Raw genomic sequence first — 25988 nt, 5'->3', positions numbered from 1 at the left:
TATGCCAAAAATGAAAACCAATTCCAGTGCTAAAAAGCGTTTTTCGCTTACTGGAACCGGTAAAATCGCAAGAAAAAACGCATACAAAAGTCACATTTTAACAAAAATGTCTACTAAACGTAAGCGTAATTTGGGTCACACCTCAATGGTGTCAGCTGCTGATATGGGCAACGTTAAGCGTATGCTTGCTATCGGTAAATAATTAGAATTTTAAACCAGGTACCCGGTAGTAAGTTTGCTGAAATACGCAACACCGTTTATCAAAAAACAACAACACTATGCCACGTTCGGTAAACGCAGTAGCTTCGAGAAGAAGACGGAAAAAAGTCCTTAATATGGCCAAAGGCTATTGGGGATCAAGAAGTAAAGTATTCACTGTAGCAAAAAATACGGTTGAGAAAGGTTTGCAATATGCATACCGTGACCGTAAAGTTAAGAAAAGAGAATTCCGCGGTTTGTGGATTCAACGTATTAACGCTGGTGCGCGTCAATATGGAATTTCTTACTCTCAATTCATTGGTAAATTAGCGGCTAAAAATATTGGTTTAAACCGTAAGGTTTTAGCTGACTTAGCTATGAATCATCCAGAAGCTTTCAAAGCAGTAATTGATACAGTTAAATAGAAATATATAACATCAACGAAAAAGGGGTAGCAATTTGCTACCCCTTTTTTTTGCCTTTAATTTTCCAGTATTATATATTATCCACTGTTTATTCCAAAAAAAAGCCCCCAGATAGCAGATTGCTTTCCGGAGGCTTATACAGGTGTGATCCTATATCTTATTCTTCTACTTTATTCTTGTACTTTATCCGCAGGTTTAGGTCCTTTGTGATGGTCCTTCTTGTCTTGCATTCTGGCTTTCTTCGCTGTGCGCAAATCATCCAGTTTTTTCTTCTGATCAGCAGTTAACACCTGGTCAATCTTTGTATCAGTTTCTTTTTTAGAAGCCATATGCTGATCTCTCTTCGCTTTTCTGTCTGCACTTGTTTCTTTATGCCATGCTTCAGTTTGCTTGTACTTGTCAAGTTCTACTGCATAAACCTTTTGTTTCTGATCGGCAGTCAGGTGCAATTCTTTTTCCAGTTTAGCAGTGCTTTTCTCTGCTCTTTGTTCCGGGGTCATTTTCTGTTTTCCTGTGCTTTGCGCATAACTTGCAGTTAATCCAGCGAATGCTATGGCTAATGTTAAAACGATTCTTTTCATTTGTATGTGGTTTTAAAGCATAGAGTGAAAAACAGGGAAAGGGTTTAAAAGCGATTTAGTTTTTATTCATTTGTGAGATCGACTTTTGCATCTGGGACATCATATTAGTCAGGGTCTCCATCGTTGGCTCAGGGGTTGCATCAGGTAGCGTAGAGCTGATATAAGCCTTTGCTTTCCAGATCTCCAGGATATCTTCAGCAGGAACATTGTAAGGGTCGTACAGCTTGTTATCTGAAACCAGTTTCAATTCCTTGTTCTCTTTGAAGCGGTTTCCTGCACGTTTATAGACAACGCCTTCATTTTTACTAACGATTACATACGTTTCCCCGGTTTTTACATCATTCCAGTTATCCATATATTCGCCAATAATGATACTGCCCGGCTGAATAGGCAGCATAGAATCTCCAACAATTTCAAAAGCTCTGAAAGTGCCTTGCTTTAAAGCGGGCAGGGGCAGCTGAAATTTTGGAAGGTCTTTGATATATTCAGGATCGGAGAAGCCATTCAGGTAACCTGCACTTGCTTTTACAGGAACCATTTCGATGTTCTCATTATCGCTCTGATCTACAGAAATGCTCAGTATCCTTAAATTTGATCCCTGGCTTTTTAATTTAGGTTTCCAGTTGTCGTTGATGATTTCGTTAATAAACTCATCCATGGTCAATTCATAATGTTCTGCTATTTTTTTTAGCAAATCATATTTTGGTTCTGCACGGTCTTCTTCGTAAGCGCCAACCAAAGATCTTTTAATTCCCATCAAATCAGCAAATTGCTGTTGTGTGTGGCCTTTTTTCTTTCTTAAGTATTTGAGGTTTATGGAAATATTCGACATAAAATAAAAGATTAAAAATAATTTGTTTTTACTAAAATTGTTAGTATTATTGTACCAATAAAGTTAGTAATATTTATTCGCTCTGCAAATATATATGCTAATTTAATTAGTGGTGATAATTTAAACTACAAGCAATGAGAAAATTTGTCTACATCGTGACCGATAGAAACCGTACCAGTTTACATGTTGGAATGAGCGCTGATTTAATTAAGACGCTTGATTTTTATAAAAAAATGCCAAGTCTGTTCTTTGACAGTGGCCAGCAGCTTACACGCCTGGTTTATTTTGAAGAACTTAAAACTGAATCACAAGCGCTGAACCGTTTCAAAGTGATCAGCAGATTCACCAGGATGCAGAAGGAGCGTTTGGTCCGTGCCTGTAACCCGGACTGGATCGATCTGACTATTGGTCTTGACTTTGAACATATCACGATGAGCAGACCATTATCCACGCAGGTGAAAATACCATTGACTATAATGTCTTAGACAGAGATGAACAGAGTTCACTGCACTTGTTTTTAGGGGTCACTGCACTTGTTTTTAGGAGTCACTGCACTTGTTTTTAGGAGTCACTGCACTTGTTTTTAGGAGTGGGGGTGTGGGTTGGGCTGTGGGGTGCTAGGGTGTGGGTTGGGATATATTTGTGAAACAAATCTGGTAATTAATATGCAGTATAAAAAAGAGGATGTGGTCACTGATGAAATGATCATGAACCATATTTATGTACTCAGAGGACAGAAAGTGATGATTGATCTTGATTTAGCGAGGCTTTATCAATTACGACTGGGGAATCATAAAATAAGAGCGGTTGTTGGCCGGAATGTAACTCGTTTTCCAGCGGATTTTATGTTCAGGGTGAGTGAGGAAGATGAACTTTGCCTGATAAGGCAGGACAGTGAGCTTAACTTGAAACCGCAAATTGGATTCACTCCACTTGCTTTTACTGAGCAAGGGCTTGGGATGCTGGCCGGGTTGCTTAATAGTAAACGGGCGATAGCGGTAAACATCAGGATCATTCGGATTTTCACGCTGATCAGACAAATAGTACCTGACTTTCCTGAATTTTTAAATTGTTCCAATCATCTCCGTGTAAATAGTTTGCTGAGGTCTGCTGAGTCTGAGCCTGATACTTAAACAGGCCAGTGAGGAGAGAGAATGTCCTACTGGCCTGTTTGGGTTATTTCTTTTTCTCTTCGTCCTTTTTCTTTTCCTCTTCTTTTTTCTTATCCTTTTCTTCCTGACGTTTCTTTCTTCTGAGCTCGCGTTGCTCTTTTCTGGTCAGTGGTACTGTTGCTGGTGTCAGCTGTTTTACTGGAGCTTCAGGAGTTTCGCTTTTTACTTCATCGGGCTTTTCTGCAGGTTTCTCTCCTTCTGCAGGTACAGCAACGTGTAATGAATCTGTAACTACGCTATCTGTTTTAGCTGTATCTACTGCGTAAACCGGGGTAGGGCAGTTATAGTTTCTTGTAATGGGTACAGTTGCTTTTGGGAATGGCCCGTAAGTGTAACCTGTACTCTTATCATGGTAGACCTTTTCCATAAACTTAGCGAAAATAGGTAGAGCGGTACGTGATCCTTCACCAGTTTCACCATTCTTAAAGTGAGCTGAACGTTCATCACAACCTACCCACACACCTGTTACCAGGTCTTTGGTAATGCCCATATACCAGGCATCTACATAGTCTGAAGAAGTTCCTGTTTTACCACCAATCTGGTTATTTTCTTTCCAAAGGTCCCATTCCCATAATGCTCTTGACGTTCCTCCTGGTTCATCCATCCCGCCTCTGAACATATAAAGCATTAGCCAGGCAATTTCTTCAGAAATTACCCTTTTAGTTTTAGCGACGAAATCTTCCAGTGAATTACCATCCTGATCCGTAATTCTTTCTACTAAAATTGGGTCTGTTCTTACTCCTTTATTCAGGAATGTTCCATAAGCTCTCACCATTTCAAATACAGAAACATCATTAGGGCCTAAACTTACAGAAGGCACAGATTCCAGATGACTGTCAATACCGCACTCATGCGCCCATTTAACTACATTTTCCCAGCCTACTTTTTCTGTTACCTGCGCAGTAATCGTATTAATTGAACGACCCATTGCCGCACGCAGTGAAGTTTCACGGTAACTGTTATCCCAGCTGGCATTTCTAGGTTCCCAATATTCGGTTTTACCTTTTTCTTCGTATTTGATTTTAACTGGCTTGTCAATGAAAGTATCACAAGGGCTCATGCCGCTTTCAAAAGCAGCAAGGTAAGCGAATGGTTTGAAAGTTGAACCCGCCTGACGTTTAGATTGGTTTACGTGGTCATATTTAAAGAACTTATGATCTAAACCACCTACCCATACTTTGATCTTACCATTGAAAGGATCTAAAGTCATCATCCCGGTATTCATAATTTTGCCGTAGTAACGGATAGAATCCAATGTAGAGAAAAGTGTGTCACGGTCACCTTTGTAGGTGAATATTTTCATCTTTTTCTTCTTGTTGAAATAAGAGGTTACTGAATCAGGATTGTTTGGGTATTTTTTCTCCAGCATGGCATAAATCGGAAGATTCTTCATTGCACGGCCAGGATAATCTACTTTCTTCTTTTCAGAATCCTGCCATGGGTCTTCTTTTCCCCAGACGCTGTAAAACCTGCGCTGAACAACTTTCATTTGTTCTGCTACAGCTTCCTCCGCATATTTTTGAAGTTTAGAGTCAATGGTGGTATATATTTTAAGGCCATCTTCGTAAAGGTCATATCCGTTTTTATTACACCAGGCTTCCAGGTATTTAGCTACTGCGGCCCTCAGGTAGGAATCGCCATCACTGCCTTCATCTTCTCTGCCTTGTTTAAGTTTTACTGGTGTATTTTTATATTGCGTAAGTTCAGCAGCAGTAATATAGCCGTACTTATTCATTTGGGATAAGGAAACGTTTCTTCTTTCCAGAGCCCTTTCAGGATTTCTGATCGGGTTATAAGTAGTCGTGCCTTTCAGCATGCCCACTAACATAGCAGATTCAGGTACGCTCAGCGAATCAGTTTGTTTATCAAAATAAACTCTCGCTGCTGTTTTAATCCCGTAAGCATTGTTCCCGAATGAAACTGTATTCAGGTACATGGTAATAATCTCATTTTTAGAATAATTGCCTTCCAGTTTTACAGCTGTCATCCATTCTTTTAACTTGGAAACGATAGTTCTGATGACAGGAATATGCTTGATAAAGCCTTGTGACTTGTTATACCTTGTGCGGTACATGTTTTTTGCCAGCTGTTGGGTGATCGTACTTGCACCTCTTTTATCGCCTGTGGCTGTTGAAAGACCGCTTGATAATAATGACCTGAAATCAATTCCCATATGTTTGTAGAAACGGACATCTTCTGTTGCGACCAATGCATTGATTACACTTGGTGAAATCTGTTTGAAAATAACAGGGGTACGGTTCTCTTTGTAGTATCGCCCTATTAACTTCCCGTCTGAAGTGTAAAGTTCCGAACCCACACTTTGCGTAGGTAGTTTAATATCCTTATAGGAAGGAGAGTAGCCGAACAGCCACAGAAAATTCAGTTGAAGTGCACAGAAGAAAATGATGATACAGAAAATAAATACGGAGAAGTAACGCAGGTATTTATTATGGATCTCTTTAAACATATAGTATGGTCAAAAAATTAGTAAAACAGTGTAAGCTTTGCTGAGCCTATATCCAAATCAAACCCTTTAAACGAAATCGTTGGATTCTTAAGTATATATACTGGAAATATAGCTCAATTTAGAAGGCAAAGAAAGACAATTTAAACCAAATTCAGAATTTTATAAACAAGAAATAGGTACGGGTAGTATTTGATATGGCTTGATTTTTGGTAAATTGAAATCCCGTCTGTTCAGATGCGATTTAAATGATACGATCAATGAGTAAAGAAACCAACCGCTTTTTAGCGCCCGCAGGTCAAAAGATAAAGTTAAAAGACTACAGTACCCATTATAATGGAGATCTCGGTAAGAAAGTTGGTAAGGCAACGCTCGCCTCTATTAAGGAAAAATTAAGCAATCATCAGGAAACATTGTATGCTGAAAATTCACATTCAGTACTGATTATTTTTCAGGCGATGGATGCTGCAGGAAAGGATAGCGCAATTTCGCATGTGATGTCTGGCTTAAATCCTCAGGGTTGCCAGGTGTTTAGTTTTAAAACACCCAATTCCAATGAATATGCGCATGACTTTTTATGGAGACACTATCTTGCGCTGCCTCAAAGAGGTAGAATTGGTATTCATAACCGGTCACATTACGAGAATGTACTTGTTTGTAAGGTTCACCCTGAATATATATTAAATGAAAGAATTCCGGGGTATGAGGACGTTAAAAAAGTAGATAAGAACTTTTGGAAAGCGCGCTATGAAAGTATTCGTAATTTCGAGAAACAACTGACTGAGAATGGAACGATCATCCTTAAGTTCTTTCTTTATGTTTCGCAGGATGAACAAAAAGTGCGTTTTCTGGACCGAATAAATGATCCTGCAAAAAACTGGAAGTTCTCCTCCGCAGATATTGCTGAAAGAGCGTTATGGAAAGATTATATGGTAGCTTACGAAGATGCGATTACAGAAACATCGACTAAAAATGCACCCTGGTATATTATTCCAGCTGATAAAAAATGGTTTGCCCGTTTGACCATTAGCCAGATCCTGGAAGAAACTTTCAAAGGAATGAAACTCAAATATCCTGTACTGCCCACTGAGGAAATGGAAAAATTAGAAGGGTACAAGAAAAATTTAATGGGAGAGGAGTAAAAAAAATTAAATAGCATGTCATGCTATATCGCTTATTTTAATAACTTTGCGTCGCTTTTGGTTCCTGATCTCGCTGGTCAGGATTAAAAGGGAATATGGTGTAAATCCATAACTGTCCCGCAGCTGTAAGCTCCTTAACGGAATCCATATCCAGCCACTCATGTTAAAAACACGGGGAAGGCATGAATCTCCGGGAGTAAGTCAGAAGACCTGCCTCTAGCCTTATAATTTCATAGCTTTCGGGGATTGAAGCTAGGGGTGAGTGCTTTTATTGACGTAATCATTTCCTTAATCTGCTGTTTGCTGTGGGTAACCCTCACAACAAAATGACTAAAAGAAAATTTGCCTTTGATGGCATTTGTAATTCTTTTTTCGGCTTTTCTGCTATACTATGGCTTGGGATTTTTGTGCCTTATAATTCTTCAGCACAAACCGACTCCGTAAAGAAGGCGAATGAGCTGAAAGAAGTTTCTATTCGTGCTATAAAACTTGGCAAACGTCAGCTTTCCGCTTCCCCATTACAAATCCTGTCTGGCAAAGATCTCGAAAGATTAAATAGTTTATCGGTTGCAGATGCGATCCGGTTTTTCTCTGGTGTACAATTGAAAGATTACGGAGGGATAGGGGGCTTAAAGACGATTAACGTCAGAAGTATGGGCACTAACCACACCGCCGTATTTTATGATGGTGTACAATTAGGGAATGCGCAAAATGGACAAGTCGATCTGGGCAAGTTCTCCTTAGACAATATCGAAGAAATAGAACTTTATAATGGACAGAAGAGTACTATTTTCCAATCCGCAAGAGGTTTCGCCTCTGGAAGTTCTCTATACCTGAATGCCAAACAACCTGAATTTGAAAATGGGCAGACCGATCACGTTAAAGCTGCTGTTAAAGGAGGCTCATTTGGGCTGATTAATCCAAGCGTGTTATGGCAGCATAAAATCAGCGATGCCATTTCTGCTTCTTTGAGTACGGAATATAAAAATGCGAATGGACGCTATAAGTTCAGGTATACCAACGGAGTGTATGACAGCACATTTGTAAGAAAGAATGCAGACATCGAAACGATGCGTGCAGAGGCAGGATTGAATGGCAAATTGCAAGATAGTAGTGTTTGGGCAGCCAAAGTGTATTACTATAAAGATCATCAGGGTTTGCCTGGTGCAATTGTCAGTAACAGGTATGACTTCACTCAGCGTTTATGGAATGAGAACTTTTTTGTTCAATCCAGTTATAAAAAAGAGGCGGGTAGATATAACCTGATGGCCTCAGCAAAATACGCCAGGGATTATGTGCGCTATCTGGATCCGGATTTTGTGAAAGACAATGGATTCCTGGATAACAGATTCAAACAACGGGAACTCTATTTATCATTGACCAACCGGTATAAAATCAATTCATTCTGGGATGTAGTTTTATCGGGTGATTATCAGTATAACACTTTAGATGCAAATCTGGACTACTTTGCTTATCCCACAAGGAATACCTTCCTGACAGCATTAGCTACCCAAATTCATTTTGAAAGAATTGATGTGCAGGCAAATTTACTCAGCACTTATGTAAATGATAAAGTAAAGCAGTTTTTTTCTGCGGGAAACAAAAATGAGCTCACACCTACGGTAATGGTTTCGTGGCAGCCATTTGACAGCCTGAAGGAATTCCGTATACGTAGTTTTTACAAGAGTATTTTCCGGATGCCTACTTTTAACGATTTGTATTATACCTCTATTGGCAATACATTGCTCAAACCAGAATATACCAAACAATATGATCTGGGACTGACCTATATCAAGACTTTTAAAGGACAGAAATTACAGCAAATATCAATTCAGACTGATGCTTATTACAATAAGGTAAAAAACAAAATTGTTGCTGTACCCAGTGCAAACTTGTTTCGCTGGAGCATGCAAAACCTGGGCAGAGTAGAAATCAAAGGGCTGGATGTGAATGTACAGACCGCATGGAATATCGCCACGGATCTTTCCTTGACTACCGGGTTAACTTATACCTATCAACAGGCGCTAAACGTAACTGATAAGAACCTGAATTATAGAAATCAGATTGTATATACACCAGTAAACAGCGGCTCCTTTATTTTGGGCGCTGACTGGAAAAATCTGGCCATGAATTATAGTTATATCTATGTTGGTCAGCGGTTTAATCAGGGAGCCAATAATGTATATAATTATGTACCTGCCTGGTATACGCATGATATTGCCTTTCATTATACCAAAGTGTTGAAGCACGATCGCTTTCGTCTTTCTGCTGAAGTAAACAACTTCCTGAATCAATATTACGATGTGATTGCCAATTTCCCGATGCCTGGCCGTTCGTATCGTTTCACCATAGCTTACTCTTATTAAAATATAACCTTAAATAATCAAACATGAAAAAACAGCTCCTTTATCGTTTATCACTGGCCATTATGGTATCAGCATCCCTGTTTTCTTGCAGGAAGGACCCTCAGCCAGCTCCTGAACAAGTCGAAATACTGGAACCAACACCATCTGGTCCTGTAAAAGGCCTTTATTTACTCAATGAAGGCAATATGAATATGAATAAAGCCTCCTTGGATTATTTAGATTTTTCTTCTGGTTATTATAGCCGGAATATCTATAACCAGGCCAATCCTGAAATCGTTAAAGGCTTGGGTGATGTGGGGAATGATATAGGTGTATATGGTTCTAAAGTATACGTAGTTGTGAATCTCTCTAATAAAATAGAGGTTTTAAATGCTAAAACCGGTAAAAAAATCGGTCAGATTCCTTTCACCAATTGCAGATACATCACTTTCTATAAAGGCAAGGGTTATGCAAGTGCCTATTTAGGTACTTTAGGTGATCCTACAGCTGGCAATGGTGTTGTTATTGAGATCGATACGGCAACACTTACCGAAAAAAGACGTGTTGAAGTTGGTCGTCAGCCAGAAGAACTGGCTGTAGTGAGAGGTAAATTATTTGTAGCCAATTCTGGTGGTTACAGTGCTACAAATTATGAAAGAACGGTTTCTGTGATTGATCTGAATAGCTTTCAGGTAACGAATAAAATTGATGTGGCTATTAATCTTCATCGCCTGAAGGCAGATAAATATGGTGATTTGTATGTGAGTTCAAGAGGGGATTACATGAATATACCTTCTAAACTTTTCGTTATTGATACCCAAACTGAAAAGGTGAAAAAATCATTTGATATAGGAGTAAGTGAAATTGTAATAGATGATGATCTTGCTTACTACTATAGTACTGAATATAATTATGAAACGGGTGATAATAAAATTACCTATGGAATGATTGATGTGAAAACAGAGACTCCATTGAGCAAGAGTTTCATTACCGATGGTACAAATAAAGAAATAACAATTCCTTATGGAATTGCGGTTAACCCGATTACCAAGGATGTATTTGTGACTGACGCAAAGGATTATGTTTCTCCTGGTACTTTATATTGCTTTAATTCTGCGGGTATAAAGAAATTTCAAGTAACCACAGGTGATATTCCTGCACATTTTGCTTTTGTTTATTAACCAATCAACCAGATATAACTATGAACACAAATTTAAAACCCCTTTTAATCGCACTGATAGGTGCTGCTGTATTTGCGGGATGTAAAAAAGATGTAAACGAAACTCATGCATTAACAACAGGAAAAGAAACTACTGCTGTCAATAGTAAATTCATCTCCAGAGTATTTGAATATTTACCTGCTCCAGGACAGTTTATTAATGAAAGTCTGGGTAGTTTAGCTGGTGCACAGCGTATCATTGGTGATGTAAGCCAGACTGGTATGATCTCCCTTGGTGGCTATGGCGGTTATATCGTTTTCGGATTTGACCACTCTATTCTCAACAAACAAGGCTATGATCTGGCTATTTATGGTAATCCATTAGGCCCAGTGTTGCAATGGTCAGAGCCTGGAATAGTGATGGTTAGCCAGGATGTAAATGGCAATGGTTTACCAGATGATGCATGGTATGAGCTTGCGGGTAGTGAATACAATGCTGTGGGTACGATTAAAAATTACCAGATTACTTATACCAATCCTAATGCTACAGCGAATGTAAACTGGACGGATAACCAGGGCGGATCAGGACAAGTACAAGTTAATCAGTTCCATAGACATAACTATTACCCATTATTTGCGCCAAATCAAACCAGTACAACCTTTACTGGAACAAAGCTAAAGTCTACCTGGGGTATGCAGGGAGATATTTATGTGAACCGCGCATTCAGCTATGGCTATACAGACAGCTGGTCAACCGGGGACAATTTTGAAACTAACCAATACAATTCATTTGATCTTTCATGGGCTGTAAATAGTGCTGGTCAGCCTGTTACTTTAGCAAAAATCGACTTCGTAAAGGTATATACCGGACAGAATGAAAAAGGCAATACGATGTTAGGCGAAATTTCTACCGAGGTAAGAGGCGCTGCAGATTTAAATTAACAATTATTAAAACCAATGAATTTTAAAAAATCAATACCCTATTTGTTTGCCAGTCTATCCATCCTGACTATTTCTTCTTGTAAAAAAGATAATGAAAAAGCGCTTTTACTACAGCCGCAGACTACAGAATCTTTAAAGAATAATGGGAAGGATTCTCTTACAGTTAATGATACATTGTTATTGCATCCTAAGCTTGCCAATACTAAAAATGCTATTTACAGCTGGACGGTGAATGGTGCACGTACCGGATCTGATTCTGTATATACTTTTAAAGCGGTGAATAAAGGAGACTTTAAAATAAGCTTTAAAGCTGCTACTGCTGGTGGTGAAATCACTGTTGATTACCAGATCCATGTTTGGGATAAATATGAAAATGGTTTTTATATCTTAAATGAAGGCTGGTTTGGGCATGGAACAGGGACAGTAAGTTTTTACCGTTACAATACCAATAAAATGGAAGACAGCATCTTTGTGAAAGAAAATCCGGCCAAAGATCTGAACCCTGTATCTTCTACCTTGCAATCTGGTGTTGTTTTTAAAAACAAGTTTTACCTGGTTTCTAAAGTAGGAGGCCCTATGGTGGTTACGAATGAATACAATATGAAAGAACTGGCCCGTATACCGAGTCAGGGTGGTAATGACTGGCGTTCATTTGTGGGTATTAATGAAACTAAAGGACTGCTGAGCTCAGGTAAGGGAGTATTCCCGGTTGATTTAAATACATTGGCTATTGGCCGTACTATTGACGGCATAGGCGGTCAGGTTGGCGATATGATCAAACAAGGTGGTTATATTTTTGTGCTTTCTTCAACAGATGGCATAGTGATCCTGAATGCAGCCGATAATAAAGTAGTGAAGAAGATTCCTGGTGTTTCTGTGGGCTTTACCCGCACTATAGATGGGAATATCTGGGCTGCAGGTGGTACTAAGCTGTTTAAAATCAATGCTTCACTTGATGTTGAATCGATTACAGTTCCTTTTACAGTTTTTGGCTCATGGGGTGCATGGCATCCTGGATCTATTACGGCTTCTACCAAAGAGAACGCAGTTTTTATTGCTAAAAATGAATCTTTTAGTGGTGGTACAAAGCTCTATAAATATATCCCTGGAAATGATGCTTCTCTGCAAGCTCCGTTTTTGATGTTGCCTACAGGTAAGATACTTTATGGTGCTGGGTTAAGCTATAATGCAAAGTTGGATCAGTTATTGGTCAATACTGTACAATCAGGTTTCGGAGAAAACTTTAGTGTAAACAACTTATATTTCTATGATCCAATAACGGCTGCAATTAAAAAGACAGTTTCTTATAGTGGTTATTATTTCCCTTCGGTAATTGTATCCCATCAATAGCTCATAAGATCTTGTGTGTGTGTTGTAACCCCTTTTACTATAATGGTAAAGGGGGTTTTTTAAAATAAGGTAATTCCTATATTCCATCCTAACCAGCCACTGGTTGTGTTATTGAATGCATGCGCATAACTGGGCGGTACTTGCTGTTTAAAGCCTTTTACACCAGAACCTTGTGGGTAATCTGTGCCATAAATAGAATAGGAGGGGCCACCAAAAATAGCTAGTCCATTCGCTATTTTATATTGTAAGTGTAGCTGTAGCTTATTAAGATTGGAAGTCTCAGACCATTTACCTGTAGAAATAAATTGAGAGAGATATTCAACTCCAATGGCTAATTTTGGGTTCAGCTGTATTTCATGTCCGAACCCAAAACCGAAAGAAGAAATTTTCGCAGTATCTGAGAGATTTCTACCGGCCATCAGGATTGTATAGAGTTTTTTAGTTCCCGTTTTAAGGCTTAAATTTGCATTAATGAGTTCATTACCGGACAAACTGATTTTGTGATAGCCATTCTTTTTAACGATGTTGATCAAACCGATGCTATAACCTGAAGAGGTGTCAGCAACATTTACCAATCCAAACTGTACGCCTTTCACGGTTTTGGCATAATTAAATAATCCGGCAATCTGTACACCTTTCAAAGTCCCGTTACTAATGTTCCCTGCGCCGGCCATTTGTAGTCCATTAAAATCTTTGCGGGTATGGTTAGATAAACCGGCCATTTGAAGACCAGAAGTATTTCCTCTGACATAATTGACCAGACCTGCTACTTGCATCGCATCAACGTTTCCGATAACTGAGTTTACGGCTCCTGCCATTTGTACGCCTTTTACAGACCCGCCGACAATATTAAACAGACCTGCAATTTGTATCATACTTACATCTGTTTTATCCATATTGAATAAACCTGCCATTTCAATACCATCCAGTCCTGCTGAATAGCCTCCTAAAATATTGAAGGAGGCTTTATTGATGACTTGTGAACTCATCATTCCATGTGAACTTAAGCCAGGCGTAAGAGAGGCTTGAAACGGACTGTTCGCCAGAAAACCTGAGAGGTTCAAACTTTGGAACCTTTGTTTGGAAGACACGAAGAATCTTCCGATTCCCATGTTTTCTACCAGGTTGCTGACTCTGCTTTTACGTGCCGAAGACGTGTCTTCATAACCCTGGGGTTTGATCGTAATATTAGAGAGAAAGATCAGCGTAGTATCACGGTAGGCCTCTTTACTTGCCGTGAGGATCACTTCATTGTAATCACCCTTGAAACGGAGTTTAAAATATCCATCGTCATTGGTTAAGGTAGATTGAAGCAATCTTTTTTCGTAGACACTGGCCTGTTTAACTTTGGCACCTGTTTTAGTGTCGATCACATATCCACTAATCAGGTATAAACGTTCGGCAGTAGTGATATTGTCAGGTTCTATGGTGAGATGGAAATTTGCTGAACGCAGAATTATGTGCTGTCCGTTTTCTTTATAATCTATTTTGCCTCTGAATAACTGGTCAAGAATGGTTCTTACCGGGGTATTTTGGACGGAAAGGTTAACAAGGCTATCGGTGTTGAATAAGTTACCCTGGTAGGAAAAGTAAAAATTGCCGGAAGTACTGATTTGAGTGAGTACTTCGGCAATTTTTTGATTTTTCACCTTGATGGTGACGCGTCTGGATAAGTTTTCAGCGTCCTGCTGTGCATAGATTTTACAGGTGATGACCGATAAGAAGCACAGTAAAAGTAATTTCCTGTTCATTATGATTTGTTTACCAACAGGATTTTGCCCTCGCTGTGTACTTGTTTAATATTAAAGGTTTCACAGATAGTCTGTAAAATATGGTCTAGTGAATCTTCTGGAAAAGTAGTGGTCAATAGCAGGTTTTTGATTTGCGGATCTTCAATAACAATATTTACCTGGTAAGCGTCATTTAATGTTTCTATAACTTTTGACAGCGGCGTATTGTTCAGGATTAGCGTTTTGTTCCGGTAGAAAGTGTAAAGCTGATCGGTATTAATCTCTTTTTTCAATTCAGTAGTGCCGTTTTTAACAATCACTTTCTCTCCTTTGTGCAGTTCAACATCAGCACCGCTGATGCTCACCTTAACGATTCCTGTTTCTACGATAACTTCTGTTTGTTCGTTCAGATATTTCACATTGAAAGAAGTGCCGACCACTTTTATTTTTACTTTCTCTACGTCGATAATAAATGGTTTCTCTTTATTTGGTGTCACCTTGAAGAATATTTCTCCTTTTTGCATCCGAATTGCCCGGTGATCGGTGAAATTACTGGCAAAACTTAGTAAAGAGTTTCTATTCATCGTGATGGTTGATCCGTCGGGAAGTGTTTTGACCAAGACTTCTTTTCCGGCACCAACCGAAATATAATCTGCACCGCTAAAAATGCGGTAGGTACTCCACAGACCTGCGGCTATGAGAAATATAGCTGCAATTTTAAGCCATCCATATTTATAACGCAATGGAACAACTTTAGCTTCCTGTTGATTTGGAGGGGCTACTTTAGCTTTAAAATTCTTCCAGGCCTGTTCTTCGTCTATGGTGCTTTTTGGTTCCAGTACTTTACTTGTATCCCAAATCTTTTTAAATTGGTTGTAATATTCTTGATTAGCCGGATCTTCAGCTATCCATTGCAGTACTTCAGTGTTTTCTTCTGTACTAGCTTCGTCTAATAAATGTTTTATTAAAAGTTCATCTCTATCGCTCATCTTAATTCAAAAAATCCTTGTAAAACAATACTCCCAGTAAAAGGAGAACTAAAAAATCGACCAGTTTTAAACGCAATATCCTTAATGCTTTGCCCATCTGGGTTTCTACGGTTTTAATAGAGAGCCCCAGCTGGTCTGCGATTTCTCTGTATTTTAACTCTTCAAACCTGCTCATGTGAAATATAAGCCGGCATTGTTCGGGTAAATCTTCCATAGCTCCTTGTATCCTGGATGCTAGTTCATTTAATTCTACCCGGTGTGAGGCGGGTTCACTTTCGACAGTGGAATGCATCGTGAAATTCTGATGGCGGATTTTTACTTTTTCATGCTTCAGAAAATTCAAAGTGTCATTGTGAACGCATTTGTATAAATAGGCTTTAACAGAAGTTTGTATATCCAGCAGTTCCCGTTTTTCCCAGAATTTCATAAATCTGTTCTGTACTATTTCTTCTGCCATTTCCTCATCACGGATCATGGTGTTCACATAGACATGTAATGCCTTGTAGTGTGCTTTAAACAGCTGTTCAAAAGCTGCGTCGTCGTAAATTATAGGTGCGGTATAGCTCACAGGGTAGGTTAAATCCACGTTTTATGTCTCTGTAAATATATTAGAATTCTGCTTCTGATCTGATATTAATTCTTCGTAAAATCTCCCTTCCATTTGCTGTATCTACGGCAACCAAATCAATGTATTGTACTTTTGGATACCAGAAGGAGCAGCTGTCGAGTTTGATAAATGCTCTTTTTAGTAAATAGTGGGTGTCTTCATCTTTGATATAGATTTTGTACTTGTTATCGGTTTGAGAGCGCTTCAGGTATAAAGGTAATTTAGTGTAGGCCATTAAATGGATTTTATATTCATCATTTCCCAGGTCTTGGCTTTGCACACCATAAACGTATTTCTTTTCTATGTTGCTGAGTTCTTCTCGTTTTCCGTCTTCAGCATATTTGATCCAGGAAACTTTAACCGGAGCCTGTGTGCAAATTGTACCGTCTTTGTTAAGGTTCAATTCGTAGATTACCGTATTGGCATCCGGGTTTTTCTGGACGAAGAATAATAGATTCTCTATTCGGGGATGCTTTTTTTCATCGGCTGGCTGTGCACTTAAGGGATTGACCATCGCCAGCAGAACCAGTAATAGGAATTGAGTAGTTTTAAGGGCTTTGCGGAGTGAGGCCATATGTTGAAATTTGTTATATTTAGAATACGTATTGTACACCGGCGGTATAGCCTGCATAGATTCCCTGTATTCTGTTGCCATTTTTACTTTCCCATTTGGAGATAAATTTCTCTGTTAATTTTCTTCCTTCTTCTGTATTGGTATTGACATAGTTGAAGGTTGGCCCCCCAAAGATTTCCAGGTGAGGAGTGATTTTAAATGCAGGAAGAATTCTGAGGGAAGATTTAAAGTATTCTCCAGCTTTGAAGTTTTGCAGGGTAAGGCCTGTGAGTTCCAGGTTTAAGCGAAAGGCCTGAGAGGTGTAAACGTGTGCGCCCATGCCCGCTTCGGCTGCATATATTTCTTTTTTGTTTCTGAAATTATAGCCTATTCCAAGGATTCCGTAAAGTATTCTTCCTCCTGATCTGAAGGATATCAGGGTGGTGAGGTTGTCATCGACAGTTACAGCGATACTTTTTTCACCGTTTTTAATGAGGTTAATGAAACCGATTGGGTAGTCGGAGCTGTCGGCTATGTTCAGGAAGGCGGCTACTTGTACGCCTTTGACTTTTTTCGCAATGTTCATGAACCCTGCAATTTGTGAAGAGGTGTTTTTCGCTTTATTCATAAAACCTGCAATTTGCGTCCCATTAATGTCATGGGCAATGTTTGCGAACCCAGCAACTTGGAATCCGTCTGATTTTTTTGCAAGGTTCATAAAGCCGGCTACTTGTGCGCTTTTCATGTCGTCTGCTTTGTTGAGGAAACCAGCAACTGATGCACCTTCGCTTTCTCCGGAGAGATTCATAAATCCGGCTACTCTTACGCCTTGTGCTTTTTGGCCAATATGGTTAGAGAAACCTGCAATCTGGACACCTTTAGCGCTGTGGTGGATGACGTTGGTTACCCCGGCAAGTGTAAAGCCGTCTTCTGCTGCGGAAACGCCCGCAATGAGGTTCAGAGAAAAGGTGTTGCTATCTAATGGGGCGTGTTTGCCATTACTACTTAAGGGATAAATCAATCCGATATGAGTTCTTGATGGTTTGGTTTGCGCATATAGTGTAGTTGTTAAAAGGGTTAGGGTAATGGTTTTTAGCAGGTTGAGTGTGTAAAGTTTTATATTCATTTTGTCGTTGTTTAAGGAAGAGACAACATGGTTAAGGTTTACCCTTACGTGGACTTGATTTTTTTTAATTAATAACTTGAGGTCACAATTTGTGACCTCAAATTCTGATTGGGGAGGCATACGTTACATGCCTTTTTGTTTTACTGAGCAGGAGGTAACGATGTTGTCGTGTGTGTTGAGCAGCGAAAGGGCTATTCATGTGAATATACAGATCATTGGCAAAGCCAGGGGATGCCGAATTATGAAATTTTATAACAAAATGATGTAAGTCTTTGGGTAGGGTAGGACCTATCTTTGTACCATAAATAAGAACGATGTCAGATTTAAAGAACATACAAACCATTTCTCTCCCCGTAATAGGTATGACCTGTGCGGGTTGTGCTTCCAGTGTACAGTCTATGATTGAGGCTCAGGATGGTGTTCAAAGTGCCGAGGTAAATTATGCGACACAACAGGTAAAGGTCAGTTATGAGCCGGATAAAATTATGCCAGAACAGTTTCAGGCAGCAGTACAGTCAGTGGGGTACGATTTAATCCTGGATGCGCTGAATGGTAAGGAAAAGCAGGAAGAGGTGCAACAGCAGAATTACAGTGCTTTGAAAAGAAAGACTATTCTGGCTGGATTACTGACATTACCGGTAGTGATTATCGGAATGTTTTTAATGGATATCCCGTATGCGAATTATTATATGCTCGCTTTAACGACTCCGGTTTTGTTTGTGTTTGGAAAGAATTTTTTTATCAATGCTTATAAACAGGCACAGCATGGCCGGGCAAATATGGATAGCCTGGTTGCATTGAGTACGGGTATTTCTTACCTTTTTAGTGTGTTTAATACCTTCTTTGCCGACTTCTGGCATGCTAAAGGGATTCATCCTCATGTGTATTATGAGGCGGCAGCTGTAGTGATTGTTTTTATCATGTTGGGTAAGCTATTGGAAGAGAATGCAAAATCAAACACTTCTTCTGCAATTAAAAAGCTGATTGGGTTACAGCCAAAAACGGTGATGCTGGTTACTGAAGATGGGGAGCAGGAAATAGCGGTGTCGGCAGTTAAGGCAGGCGACCGGTTATTGGTAAAGCCTGGAGATAAAATTCCGGTGGATGGTGTGCTGGATGAAGGTCATTCGTATGTGGATGAAAGTATGATCAGCGGAGAGCCTGTAGCGGTATTGAAGGAGGCGGGTGCGCAGGTTTTTGCAGGGACGATCAATCAGAAAGGAAGTTTTAAATTCCGTGCGGAGAAAGTTGGTGCGGAAACTTTATTAGCACAGATCATTAAGTTGGTTCAGGATGCGCAGGGATCAAAAGCGCCAGTTCAGAAATTAGTGGATAAGATCGCTGGTATATTTGTGCCGATAGTTCTTTTTATCGCGGTTTGTACTTTAGGAGTATGGTTGCTGTTTGGTGGGGAATATAAATTGAGCCAGGGATTGATGGCTATGGTTACGGTATTGGTGATCGCTTGTCCCTGTGCTTTAGGACTGGCTACGCCGACGGCAATTATGGTCGGGATTGGTAAGGGAGCTGAGCATGGGATACTGATTAAAGACGCAGAAGCACTGGAATCGGGCTATAAAGTCGATACAGTCATTTTAGATAAAACTGGTACAATTACTGAAGGTAAGCCTTTAGTTACAGGCATTGAATGGGTTGATAATGAGGTTTCAGATCAGGGTAAAATGTTAAGTGTTTTCCTGGCAGTGGAGCAGCAGTCTGAACATCCGCTGGCCGAAGCTGTAGTGAGTTATATCAAAGGGACAGGTGTTAAAGGCGCTTCGATTACTGATTTTAAAAGTTTGACGGGAAAAGGAGTAGAGGCTGTTTTTAAGGGGGAAACCTATTTTGCAGGAAGCCATAAGATTTTAACTGAAGCCCATGGAGAATTGCCCGGAAAAATAAAAGAGACCGTTCATCAGTTTCAGCAGGAAGCTAAGACGGTGATCTTTTTTACCAGTATTAAAAAAGTGATTGCAGTGATTGCAATTTCCGATCAAATTAAGACGGGCTCAAAGCAGGCCGTAGAAGAGCTGCAGGCGCAAGGGATAACAGTTTATATGCTGACGGGAGATAATGCCTTTACAGCGGCTGCGATTGCGAAACAGGCCGGTATATTAAACTATAAGGCAGACGTACTTCCGTCAGAAAAAGCAGATTTTGTCAAAAGTCTGCAACAGGAGGGCAAAATCGTTGCGATGATAGGCGATGGAATTAATGATAGCCAGGCGCTGGCTCAGGCAGATCTTTCGATTGCAATGGGCAGGGGATCTGATATCGCCATTGATGTAGCGAAGCTGACTTTAATCTCTTCTGATTTAAGGCAGGTTTCTAAGGCCCTGAAGCTCTCAAAAGCTACAGTAAGAACAATACGCCAGAATTTATTCTGGGCGTTTATATACAACCTGATTGGGATTCCTTTGGCTGCGGGGATATTATATCCGTTAAACGGTTTCCTGCTGAATCCGATGATCGCAGGGGCAGCTATGGCCTTAAGCTCAGTTTCTGTAGTAGGAAACAGCCTCAGGTTGAAATTGACTAAATTAAACTAATTTTAAAACACGCTGTCCTGATTAATGAACGGACATTATTAAAAATGAATATTATGGAAACGCTGAAATTTAAAACGAATATTAAATGCGGTGGATGTATTGCTACGGTAACTCCTCATTTAAATGCAATAGATGGTCTTGAGCAGTGGAAGGTGGATACCGATGTAGCTGATAAAGTTCTGACCGTAACTGGTGAGGCTGAGCACTTGCAGAAAGAAATAGAAGAGACTTTAAAAAAAGCCGGCTTCCAGGGGGAGTTAATCTGATATGCAGCTGCACATTAAAAATATGGTCTGCGACCGGTGTATTCTGATCGTCAGACAGCAGCTGGAAAATCTTGGCTTCTGTGTGGATGAGATTTCATTGGGAAGAGTGACTGTTTCGCCGGAGCCAGATCCGGCGAAACTACAGGACATCTCAGCGGCTTTCCAGGTATTGGGCTTTGAGTTGATTGACAAAGATAAAGATCAGCTCGTGGAGCAGGTAAAGACGCAGGTGATTGAGCTGGTACATTACTCGGATCTATTTAAATTGAAGCAGAGTCTGATGAGCGTAATTGCAGAGAAATTAAATAAGGAATATGTTTACCTCAGCAGGCTGTTTTCTGATGTGGAAGGGATCACAATTGAAAAATATATTATTCAGCAAAAGGTGACAAGAGTTAAGGAATTGCTGGAGTATGGTGAGCTCAATCTCAATGAGATTGCTTACCAGATGGGCTACAGTAGCAGCGCTCATTTGTCTACACAATTCAAAGCTGTAACCGGGGTTACACCGAGTAAATATAAGGCTCAGCCAAGCGGTAACCGGAAACCTTTAGATCAAATCAACTAAGCGATGGATTTTTGGTTTATCATTAATCTTTAGATTAGTTGATTTGAGTTGTTGTCTGGTTATTAGTGTATTATTTTATTTGTTTATTGCTAATCGAAAGAAGTTTCGAACCTTTCGAAGCATTTTCTTTCCAGGTTTTCACGGTGATCCGGGTGTGCAAGCTCAATTAATGCCCGGGCACGCTGCTTTAAACTTTTCCCGAAAAGATTTACTTTTCCGTACTCAGTAACCACCCAATGTACATGTCCGCGGGTGGTTACTACACCTGCTCCTTCTTTTAAAAATGGTACAATTCTGGAAATCCCTTTTGAAGTAATTGATGGTAGGGCAATGATCGGTTTTCCTCCTGGAGACAGAGACGCACCATGGATAAAATCCATCTGTCCGCCGATGCCTGAATACTGAAAAGTCCCCATCGAATCAGCGCAGATCTGACCTGTTAAATCAAGTTCAATGGCAGAGTTTATAGCGGTAACTTTTGGGTTTTGACGGATCACGCTCGTGTCATTTGCATAGGAAATATCCATTACCCTGATACTCGGATTATCGTTCACAAAATCGTAAAGTTTACGCGTTCCTATCATAAATGAGGTAATCGATTTACCCCGGTTAATCTTGTTCATGCTGTTGTTGATGACCCCATTTTGGATAAGCGGAATCACACCGTCCGACAACATTTCTGTATGCAAACCCAGGTTTTTATGGTTGCCTAAATTCTTTAAAACCTGGTCAGGGATACCACCTATTCCAAGTTGAAGGGTCGCGCCATCTTCTACTAAAGAGGCAATATGCTGACCAATTGTAACCATAGCGCTGCTTACTTTAGCTGAATAATCAACCTCTGGTAACAAGGATTCATGCCATACAAAGGTGTCTATTTTACTGCTGTGCAAATAACCGTCACCGTGTGTACGCGGCATATTCGGGTTAACCTGAGCAATCACATGTTTCGCTGTATCTACAGCAGCCCTTGCAATGTCTACAGAAGTTCCTAACGAACAATAACCGTGTACGTCGGGTGGCGAAACTTGTACCATAGCCACATCAAGTGGTAAAAAACCTTCTTTAAAGAGCTTCGGGATCTGACTTAAAAAGACAGGAACATAGTCGCCGTTGGCACTATTCACAACAGAACGGGTATTCGCTGAGGTAAATAAGGAATTGAAAAAGAAGCTTCCACGCCATTCAGGATTGTTGAAATCTACATCACCCAAGGTTGAAATACTAACCAATTCTACATTTTTAAGCTCAGCATGCCGCTGCTGAAGGGCTTTAATCAGTAATACCGGTGTTGCTGCACTGCCGTGAAGGAAGACGCGCTGTCCGGATTGGATGTATTTCACAGCATCTGCTGCACTAGTATATTTTGGTTGGCTCATAAGCTGTTCTATTAAACTGCAATTAGAACAAATAAGCTGGAATAATGTGTGATCCTGGTCAAAATCCGGAATGATGTAGGTTAGGTTTAAAGGTTTTTTATTACCTTTTACCGATATAAAATATTGTTAACAGCTATCAATCAATTTCATAAAAGAATGGATTTAAACACAATCAGAAAAGAAACCAGAGGTTGTACAGATAAAATTTTCCTGAACAGCGCAGGCTCTTCATTAGTATCTGACGCTGTATTTGATCAAGTGATAAACATCCTTACTGAAGAAGCACAGATTGGCGGATATGCGCTTGCCTATGCAAACCAGCAGGGGGTAGATGAATTCTACATAGAAACAGCTAAACTGCTCAACTGCGCTCCTGAGAATATATCGTTTCAGAACAGTGCTACAGATGCCTATGCAAAGGCCATTTCGTCCATTGAATTTAAAGCCGGAGACGTTATTTTAACTACAGATGATGATTATATTTCCAATCAAATATCCTTTCTTTCCCTGAAGAAGCGGTTTGGAATTGAGATTATCAGAGCAGGTAACCTGGCAAATGGAGACCTTGATTTAGTCGCATTTGAAGAATTAGTTAAGCAACATCAGCCAAAATTAGTTGCGCTTACGCATATTCCAACCAGTTCGGGCCTGGTACAGGCAGCAGCAGAAGTTGGAGCAATTTGCCGGAAATATAATTGCTGGTACCTGGTTGATGCTTGCCAGTCTGTAGGGCAACTTGTGGTGGATGTAAAAGAAATAGGATGTGATTTCCTGGCAGCTACTGGAAGAAAATTCCTGCGCGGACCACGTGGTACCGGGTTTCTTTTTGTAGCTGACCGTGCGCTTGAAGCTGGTTTAGCTCCGTTGGTTATTGATATGATTGGCGGGGACTGGAGTTCGGTTGATCATTATACCTTACAGCCTACTGCTAAACGCTTTGAATTCTGGGAGTCTTCACTTGCTGGCAGATTAGGACTTAAAGAGGCTGTGAAATATGCCAATCAGTTAGGAATGGCAAATATTGAAAAATACAATACAGATTTGATGTCTCATTTCAGGAATCAGCTAAAAACAGTGAAAGGGCTGAATTTGCAGGATTGGGGATCAAAGGTCAGTAATATCCTCACTTTTACGATGGATCATCATACGACTGAGGAAATTGCAGCGCACCTGCGTACGCATGATGTTTATTTTTCTATAGCATTTGCAGGATCTGCAATGATTGATTTTCCGAAGAAAAATATTGAAAGTGCGATCCGTCTTTCGCCTCATTATTTCAATACTGCAGAAGAATTGGAAAAAGTTGTCGCCATTTTGGATTTTTAATTGTTATTCGTTTAATGAAGGAATTTGACGCAATAGTAATCGGTGCAGGTCAGGCTGGCGTGCCCCTGGCTAAGAAATTAGCAGATGCAGGCTGGAAAACTGCATTGATAGAGAAAAGAATGGTTGGCGGTACCTGTATCAATGATGGGTGTACGCCAACTAAAGCTATGGTTGCCTCTGCCAGACTAGCTTATCAGGCTGGCAGGAGCAAAGACCTGGGGATTGATATAGCTGCTTATGAAATCAATTTCAAAGCAATTATGGCCCGTAAATCAGCTATTGTAACTCAATTCCGTGAAGGTTCAATTAAAGGAGTCGAAAAGACGAAGAACCTGACTTTAATTTATGGGGAAGCTAAGTTTCAGGATGACCATACGGTATATGTGAATGAAAGAGACGGTAATTTCGAGAATTATACGGCTAAACATATCTTTATTAACACTGGTGCGAGTCCCCGGATCCCGGATATAGAAGGTGTTAAAGCTATTAAATACCTCACTTCAACTACTATTCTTGAACTTAAAGAAGTTCCCGAACATTTGCTTATCGTTGGAGGTGGTTATATCGGGCTGGAATTTGGTCAGATGTTTAAGCGTTTTGGTTCCAAAATTACAATAATGGAGCAAGGGGTGCAGCTAATGCCAAAAGAAGATAACGATGTTTGTGAAGTCATGAGCGAGCTCTTCAAAGAGGAAGGCATGGACATTTTAACAGAAGCTAAAGTTGTTAAGTTTGAAACCATCGCTGATGATAAAATTAAGGTTACCCTGGACTTAAAAGGCGAAAAAAAGACTATTGCCTGTAGCCATGTATTGCTTGCATCGGGCAGAAACCCTCAGACAACGGCTTTAGGACTGGAAAATACCACTATAGAATGCGATCCGCATGGATTTGTTAAAGTGAACGAGTTCCTGGAAACTAAAGCGCCAAATATATACGCATTGGGAGACGTAAAAGGTGGTCCCGCCTTTACACATATTTCATATAATGATTATATTGTAGTCACCAAAAATCTTTTGGAAGGAACCAAAATGAGTATTAAAGACCGTATGATACCCTATTGTATGTTTACTGATCCTCAACTGGGCCGTATTGGTCTGACAGAAACGCAAGCTGCAGCGCAGGGAATCGATTATCTGGTTGCTAAAATTCCAATGCGAAATGTAGCCAGGGCGATTGAAAATGCTGAAACCAGAGGTTTCATGAAGGCTGTAGTTGATAAAAAAACTAAACAGATTCTCGGCGCAACAATCATAGGTGAACAAGGAGGAGAGATTATGTCTGTTTTGCAAATGGCGATGATGGGAAAGATCACTTATGAAGAAATAAGATTTGCCATTTTTGCACATCCACTATACGCTGAATCCCTCAATAACCTATTTATGTCAATCGCTTAAATGATTAAAGCAGAAAATCTGATCAGGAAATTTGGCCATTCAATTGCTGTTAATGATATCAGCTTTGAGGTAAAAGAAGGGGAGAACCTGATTTTATTAGGCACAAGCGGCTGCGGTAAAACAACCACGCTGCGCATGATCAACAGGCTGATTGCCCCTGATTCAGGAACTATTTTTCTGGATGGGGTTGATATCAGTACCCGGCAGCCAGAAGAGCTCAGGCGTGGAATAGGGTATGTATTGCAAAATCATGGCCTTTTTCCGCATTATACAGTCGCTGAAAATATCGCTATTGTACCCAGATTGCTGAAATGGAAAAATGAGGATATCCGTAAAAGAGCAGATGAACTATTTCAAAAATTAAATCTTGATCCCGTTTTAGCGGATAAATATCCGGCAGCTTTGAGCGGCGGACAGCAACAAAGGGTAGGTCTGGCCCGGTCATTAATGGTTAATCCACCGGTATTATTAATGGATGAGCCTTTTGGCGCATTAGATAATCTAACAAGAATTAGTATTCGTAAAGAGTTTAAAGCTTTGGATGAACTGGTTAAAAAGACAGTGGTTATGGTCACGCATGATGTACAGGAAGCTTTTGAAATGGGCGACCGGATTTGTTTGATGGATAAAGGTGAAATCAGACAAATCGGAACTCCTGAAGATTTGCTTTTTCATCCTGCAAATGAATTTGTAGCTGATTTCTTTAAAGAGCAACGTTTACAGCTGGAACTGAAATCTGTTTTGATCGCTGAACTATTGCCTGGCTATTCAAACGAAAAGATTACAGTTTGGGAAAGAATGGAGGAATTGCTTCAAACAGACAGCAAAGAGGATGCTATTGGTATGGAAGATTTGATGCGTGCTTTTTCAGCTTATAAAAAACAATAA

At 40.0% G+C, this 25988-nt stretch carries 24 protein-coding genes and 1 riboswitch; of the genes, 15 read left to right on the top strand and 9 right to left on the bottom strand.

Translation table 11 applies throughout. From position 1 onward, the window contains the following. The first annotated feature begins 1 nt into the window (after position 1). Entirely contained in the window at positions 2-202 is a 201-nt protein-coding gene (rpmI, locus tag AY601_RS11530) for a 50S ribosomal protein L35 (protein ID WP_041887185.1), read from the top strand. Positions 203-278: 76 nt separating this feature from the next. Next, entirely contained in the window at positions 279-623 is a 345-nt protein-coding gene (gene rplT, locus AY601_RS11525) for a 50S ribosomal protein L20 (protein ID WP_068400926.1), read from the top strand. A gap of 170 nt (positions 624-793) precedes the next feature. Here the strand turns inward: rplT and AY601_RS11520 are convergent, their stop codons facing one another. Together AY601_RS11520 and AY601_RS11515 are read right to left on the bottom strand one after the other, a co-directional pair. After that, positions 794-1204, bottom strand: a complete 411-nt coding sequence (locus AY601_RS11520) for a hypothetical protein (protein WP_068400923.1) — start codon at positions 1202-1204, stop codon at positions 794-796. A gap of 55 nt (positions 1205-1259) precedes the next feature. Further along, positions 1260-2036: an XRE family transcriptional regulator gene (locus AY601_RS11515; protein ID WP_068400920.1), complete on the bottom strand. Its 777-nt coding sequence runs from the start codon at positions 2034-2036 to the stop codon at positions 1260-1262. A gap of 134 nt (positions 2037-2170) precedes the next feature. Here AY601_RS11515 and AY601_RS11510 point away from each other — a divergent pair, with 134 nt between their 5' ends. Continuing rightward, complete coding sequence (locus AY601_RS11510; RefSeq protein WP_068400917.1) at positions 2171-2521, top strand: GIY-YIG nuclease family protein; 351 nt, start codon at positions 2171-2173, stop codon at positions 2519-2521. Positions 2522-2701: 180 nt separating this feature from the next. Then, a complete protein-coding gene (locus AY601_RS11505) occupies positions 2702-3169 on the top strand; it encodes an ORF6N domain-containing protein (protein ID WP_068400915.1) in 468 nt (155 codons plus the stop codon). A gap of 43 nt (positions 3170-3212) precedes the next feature. Here AY601_RS11505 and AY601_RS11500 read toward each other — a convergent pair whose 3' ends face one another. Beyond that, positions 3213-5675 carry a penicillin-binding protein 1A gene (locus AY601_RS11500; RefSeq protein WP_068400912.1) on the bottom strand — a complete coding sequence of 821 codons (2463 nt, stop codon included), beginning with the start codon at positions 5673-5675 and terminating at the stop codon, positions 3213-3215. A 257-nt stretch (positions 5676-5932) separates the two neighbouring features. On the opposite strand from AY601_RS11500, the gene AY601_RS11495 reads away from it, so the two are divergent. The 5 genes from AY601_RS11495 (at position 5933) to AY601_RS11475 (ending at position 12610) form a co-directional block, all read left to right on the top strand. Then, the gene (locus tag AY601_RS11495) at positions 5933-6814 is read left to right on the top strand and encodes a polyphosphate kinase 2 family protein (protein WP_068400909.1); all 882 of its coding nucleotides are present in this window, start codon (positions 5933-5935) and stop codon (positions 6812-6814) included. 41 nt (positions 6815-6855) lie between these two features. After that, a riboswitch (cobalamin riboswitch) is annotated at positions 6856-7047 on the top strand. Between the two features lie 93 nt (positions 7048-7140). Then, positions 7141-9180: a TonB-dependent receptor plug domain-containing protein gene (locus AY601_RS11490; protein ID WP_068400906.1), complete on the top strand. Its 2040-nt coding sequence runs from the start codon at positions 7141-7143 to the stop codon at positions 9178-9180. Positions 9181-9203: 23 nt separating this feature from the next. Then, positions 9204-10340, top strand: a complete 1137-nt coding sequence (locus tag AY601_RS11485) for a YncE family protein (protein ID WP_068400903.1) — start codon at positions 9204-9206, stop codon at positions 10338-10340. 20 nt (positions 10341-10360) lie between these two features. Beyond that, entirely contained in the window at positions 10361-11260 is a 900-nt protein-coding gene (locus tag AY601_RS11480; protein WP_068400900.1) for a hypothetical protein, read from the top strand. A gap of 15 nt (positions 11261-11275) precedes the next feature. Beyond that, complete coding sequence (locus AY601_RS11475) at positions 11276-12610, top strand: DUF5074 domain-containing protein (protein WP_068400896.1); 1335 nt, start codon at positions 11276-11278, stop codon at positions 12608-12610. A 59-nt stretch (positions 12611-12669) separates the two neighbouring features. On the opposite strand, the gene AY601_RS11470 is transcribed toward AY601_RS11475, so the two are convergent. The 5 genes from AY601_RS11470 to AY601_RS11450 are packed head-to-tail and all read right to left on the bottom strand — an operon-like array spanning position 12670 to position 17615. Next, positions 12670-14361 (bottom strand): STN and carboxypeptidase regulatory-like domain-containing protein, encoded by a 1692-nt coding sequence (locus AY601_RS11470; RefSeq protein WP_068400890.1) that lies wholly within the window; start codon positions 14359-14361, stop codon positions 12670-12672. After that, a complete protein-coding gene (locus tag AY601_RS11465; protein ID WP_068400886.1) occupies positions 14361-15329 on the bottom strand; it encodes a FecR domain-containing protein in 969 nt (322 codons plus the stop codon). Before AY601_RS11465 ends, AY601_RS11470 begins: the two co-directional genes overlap by 1 nt. 1 nt (position 15330) lies before the next feature. Beyond that, complete coding sequence (locus AY601_RS11460) at positions 15331-15915, bottom strand: RNA polymerase sigma-70 factor (protein ID WP_068400883.1); 585 nt, start codon at positions 15913-15915, stop codon at positions 15331-15333. A 22-nt stretch (positions 15916-15937) separates the two neighbouring features. Further along, positions 15938-16510, bottom strand: coding sequence for a DUF4833 domain-containing protein (locus AY601_RS11455; RefSeq protein WP_068400880.1), 573 nt, complete (start codon positions 16508-16510; stop codon positions 15938-15940). Between the two features lie 19 nt (positions 16511-16529). Then, positions 16530-17615, bottom strand: a complete 1086-nt coding sequence (locus AY601_RS11450) for a hypothetical protein (RefSeq protein WP_068400877.1) — start codon at positions 17613-17615, stop codon at positions 16530-16532. Positions 17616-17929: 314 nt separating this feature from the next. Between AY601_RS11450 and AY601_RS11445 the strand changes: the two genes are divergently transcribed. The 3 genes from AY601_RS11445 to AY601_RS11435 are packed head-to-tail and all read left to right on the top strand — an operon-like array spanning position 17930 to position 20998. Further along, the gene (locus AY601_RS11445) at positions 17930-20164 is read left to right on the top strand and encodes a heavy metal translocating P-type ATPase (protein ID WP_068400875.1); all 2235 of its coding nucleotides are present in this window, start codon (positions 17930-17932) and stop codon (positions 20162-20164) included. Between the two features lie 53 nt (positions 20165-20217). Next, positions 20218-20430, top strand: coding sequence for a heavy-metal-associated domain-containing protein (locus AY601_RS11440; RefSeq protein WP_068407435.1), 213 nt, complete (start codon positions 20218-20220; stop codon positions 20428-20430). A gap of 1 nt (position 20431) precedes the next feature. Then, positions 20432-20998, top strand: coding sequence for a helix-turn-helix domain-containing protein (locus tag AY601_RS11435; RefSeq protein ID WP_068400871.1), 567 nt, complete (start codon positions 20432-20434; stop codon positions 20996-20998). Positions 20999-21087: 89 nt separating this feature from the next. Here AY601_RS11435 and AY601_RS11430 read toward each other — a convergent pair whose 3' ends face one another. Then, complete coding sequence (locus tag AY601_RS11430; protein WP_068400868.1) at positions 21088-22377, bottom strand: acetyl-CoA hydrolase/transferase family protein; 1290 nt, start codon at positions 22375-22377, stop codon at positions 21088-21090. Positions 22378-22533: 156 nt separating this feature from the next. On the opposite strand from AY601_RS11430, the gene AY601_RS11425 reads away from it, so the two are divergent. From AY601_RS11425 to AY601_RS11415, 3 genes are read left to right on the top strand one after another with little or no spacing between them, the layout of a single operon-like run. Further along, positions 22534-23703: an aminotransferase class V-fold PLP-dependent enzyme gene (locus tag AY601_RS11425; protein ID WP_068400865.1), complete on the top strand. Its 1170-nt coding sequence runs from the start codon at positions 22534-22536 to the stop codon at positions 23701-23703. A 14-nt stretch (positions 23704-23717) separates the two neighbouring features. Further along, positions 23718-25100: a dihydrolipoyl dehydrogenase gene (gene lpdA / locus AY601_RS11420; protein ID WP_068400862.1), complete on the top strand. Its 1383-nt coding sequence runs from the start codon at positions 23718-23720 to the stop codon at positions 25098-25100. After that, the gene (locus tag AY601_RS11415) at positions 25101-25988 is read left to right on the top strand and encodes an ABC transporter ATP-binding protein (RefSeq protein WP_068400859.1); all 888 of its coding nucleotides are present in this window, start codon (positions 25101-25103) and stop codon (positions 25986-25988) included.

The organism is Pedobacter cryoconitis (assembly GCF_001590605.1).
Taxonomy (GTDB): Bacteria; Bacteroidota; Bacteroidia; order Sphingobacteriales; family Sphingobacteriaceae; genus Pedobacter; species Pedobacter cryoconitis_A.
Note: the sequence above shows the minus strand (reverse complement) of the source record. Positions and strands in the feature narration are given on the sequence as shown.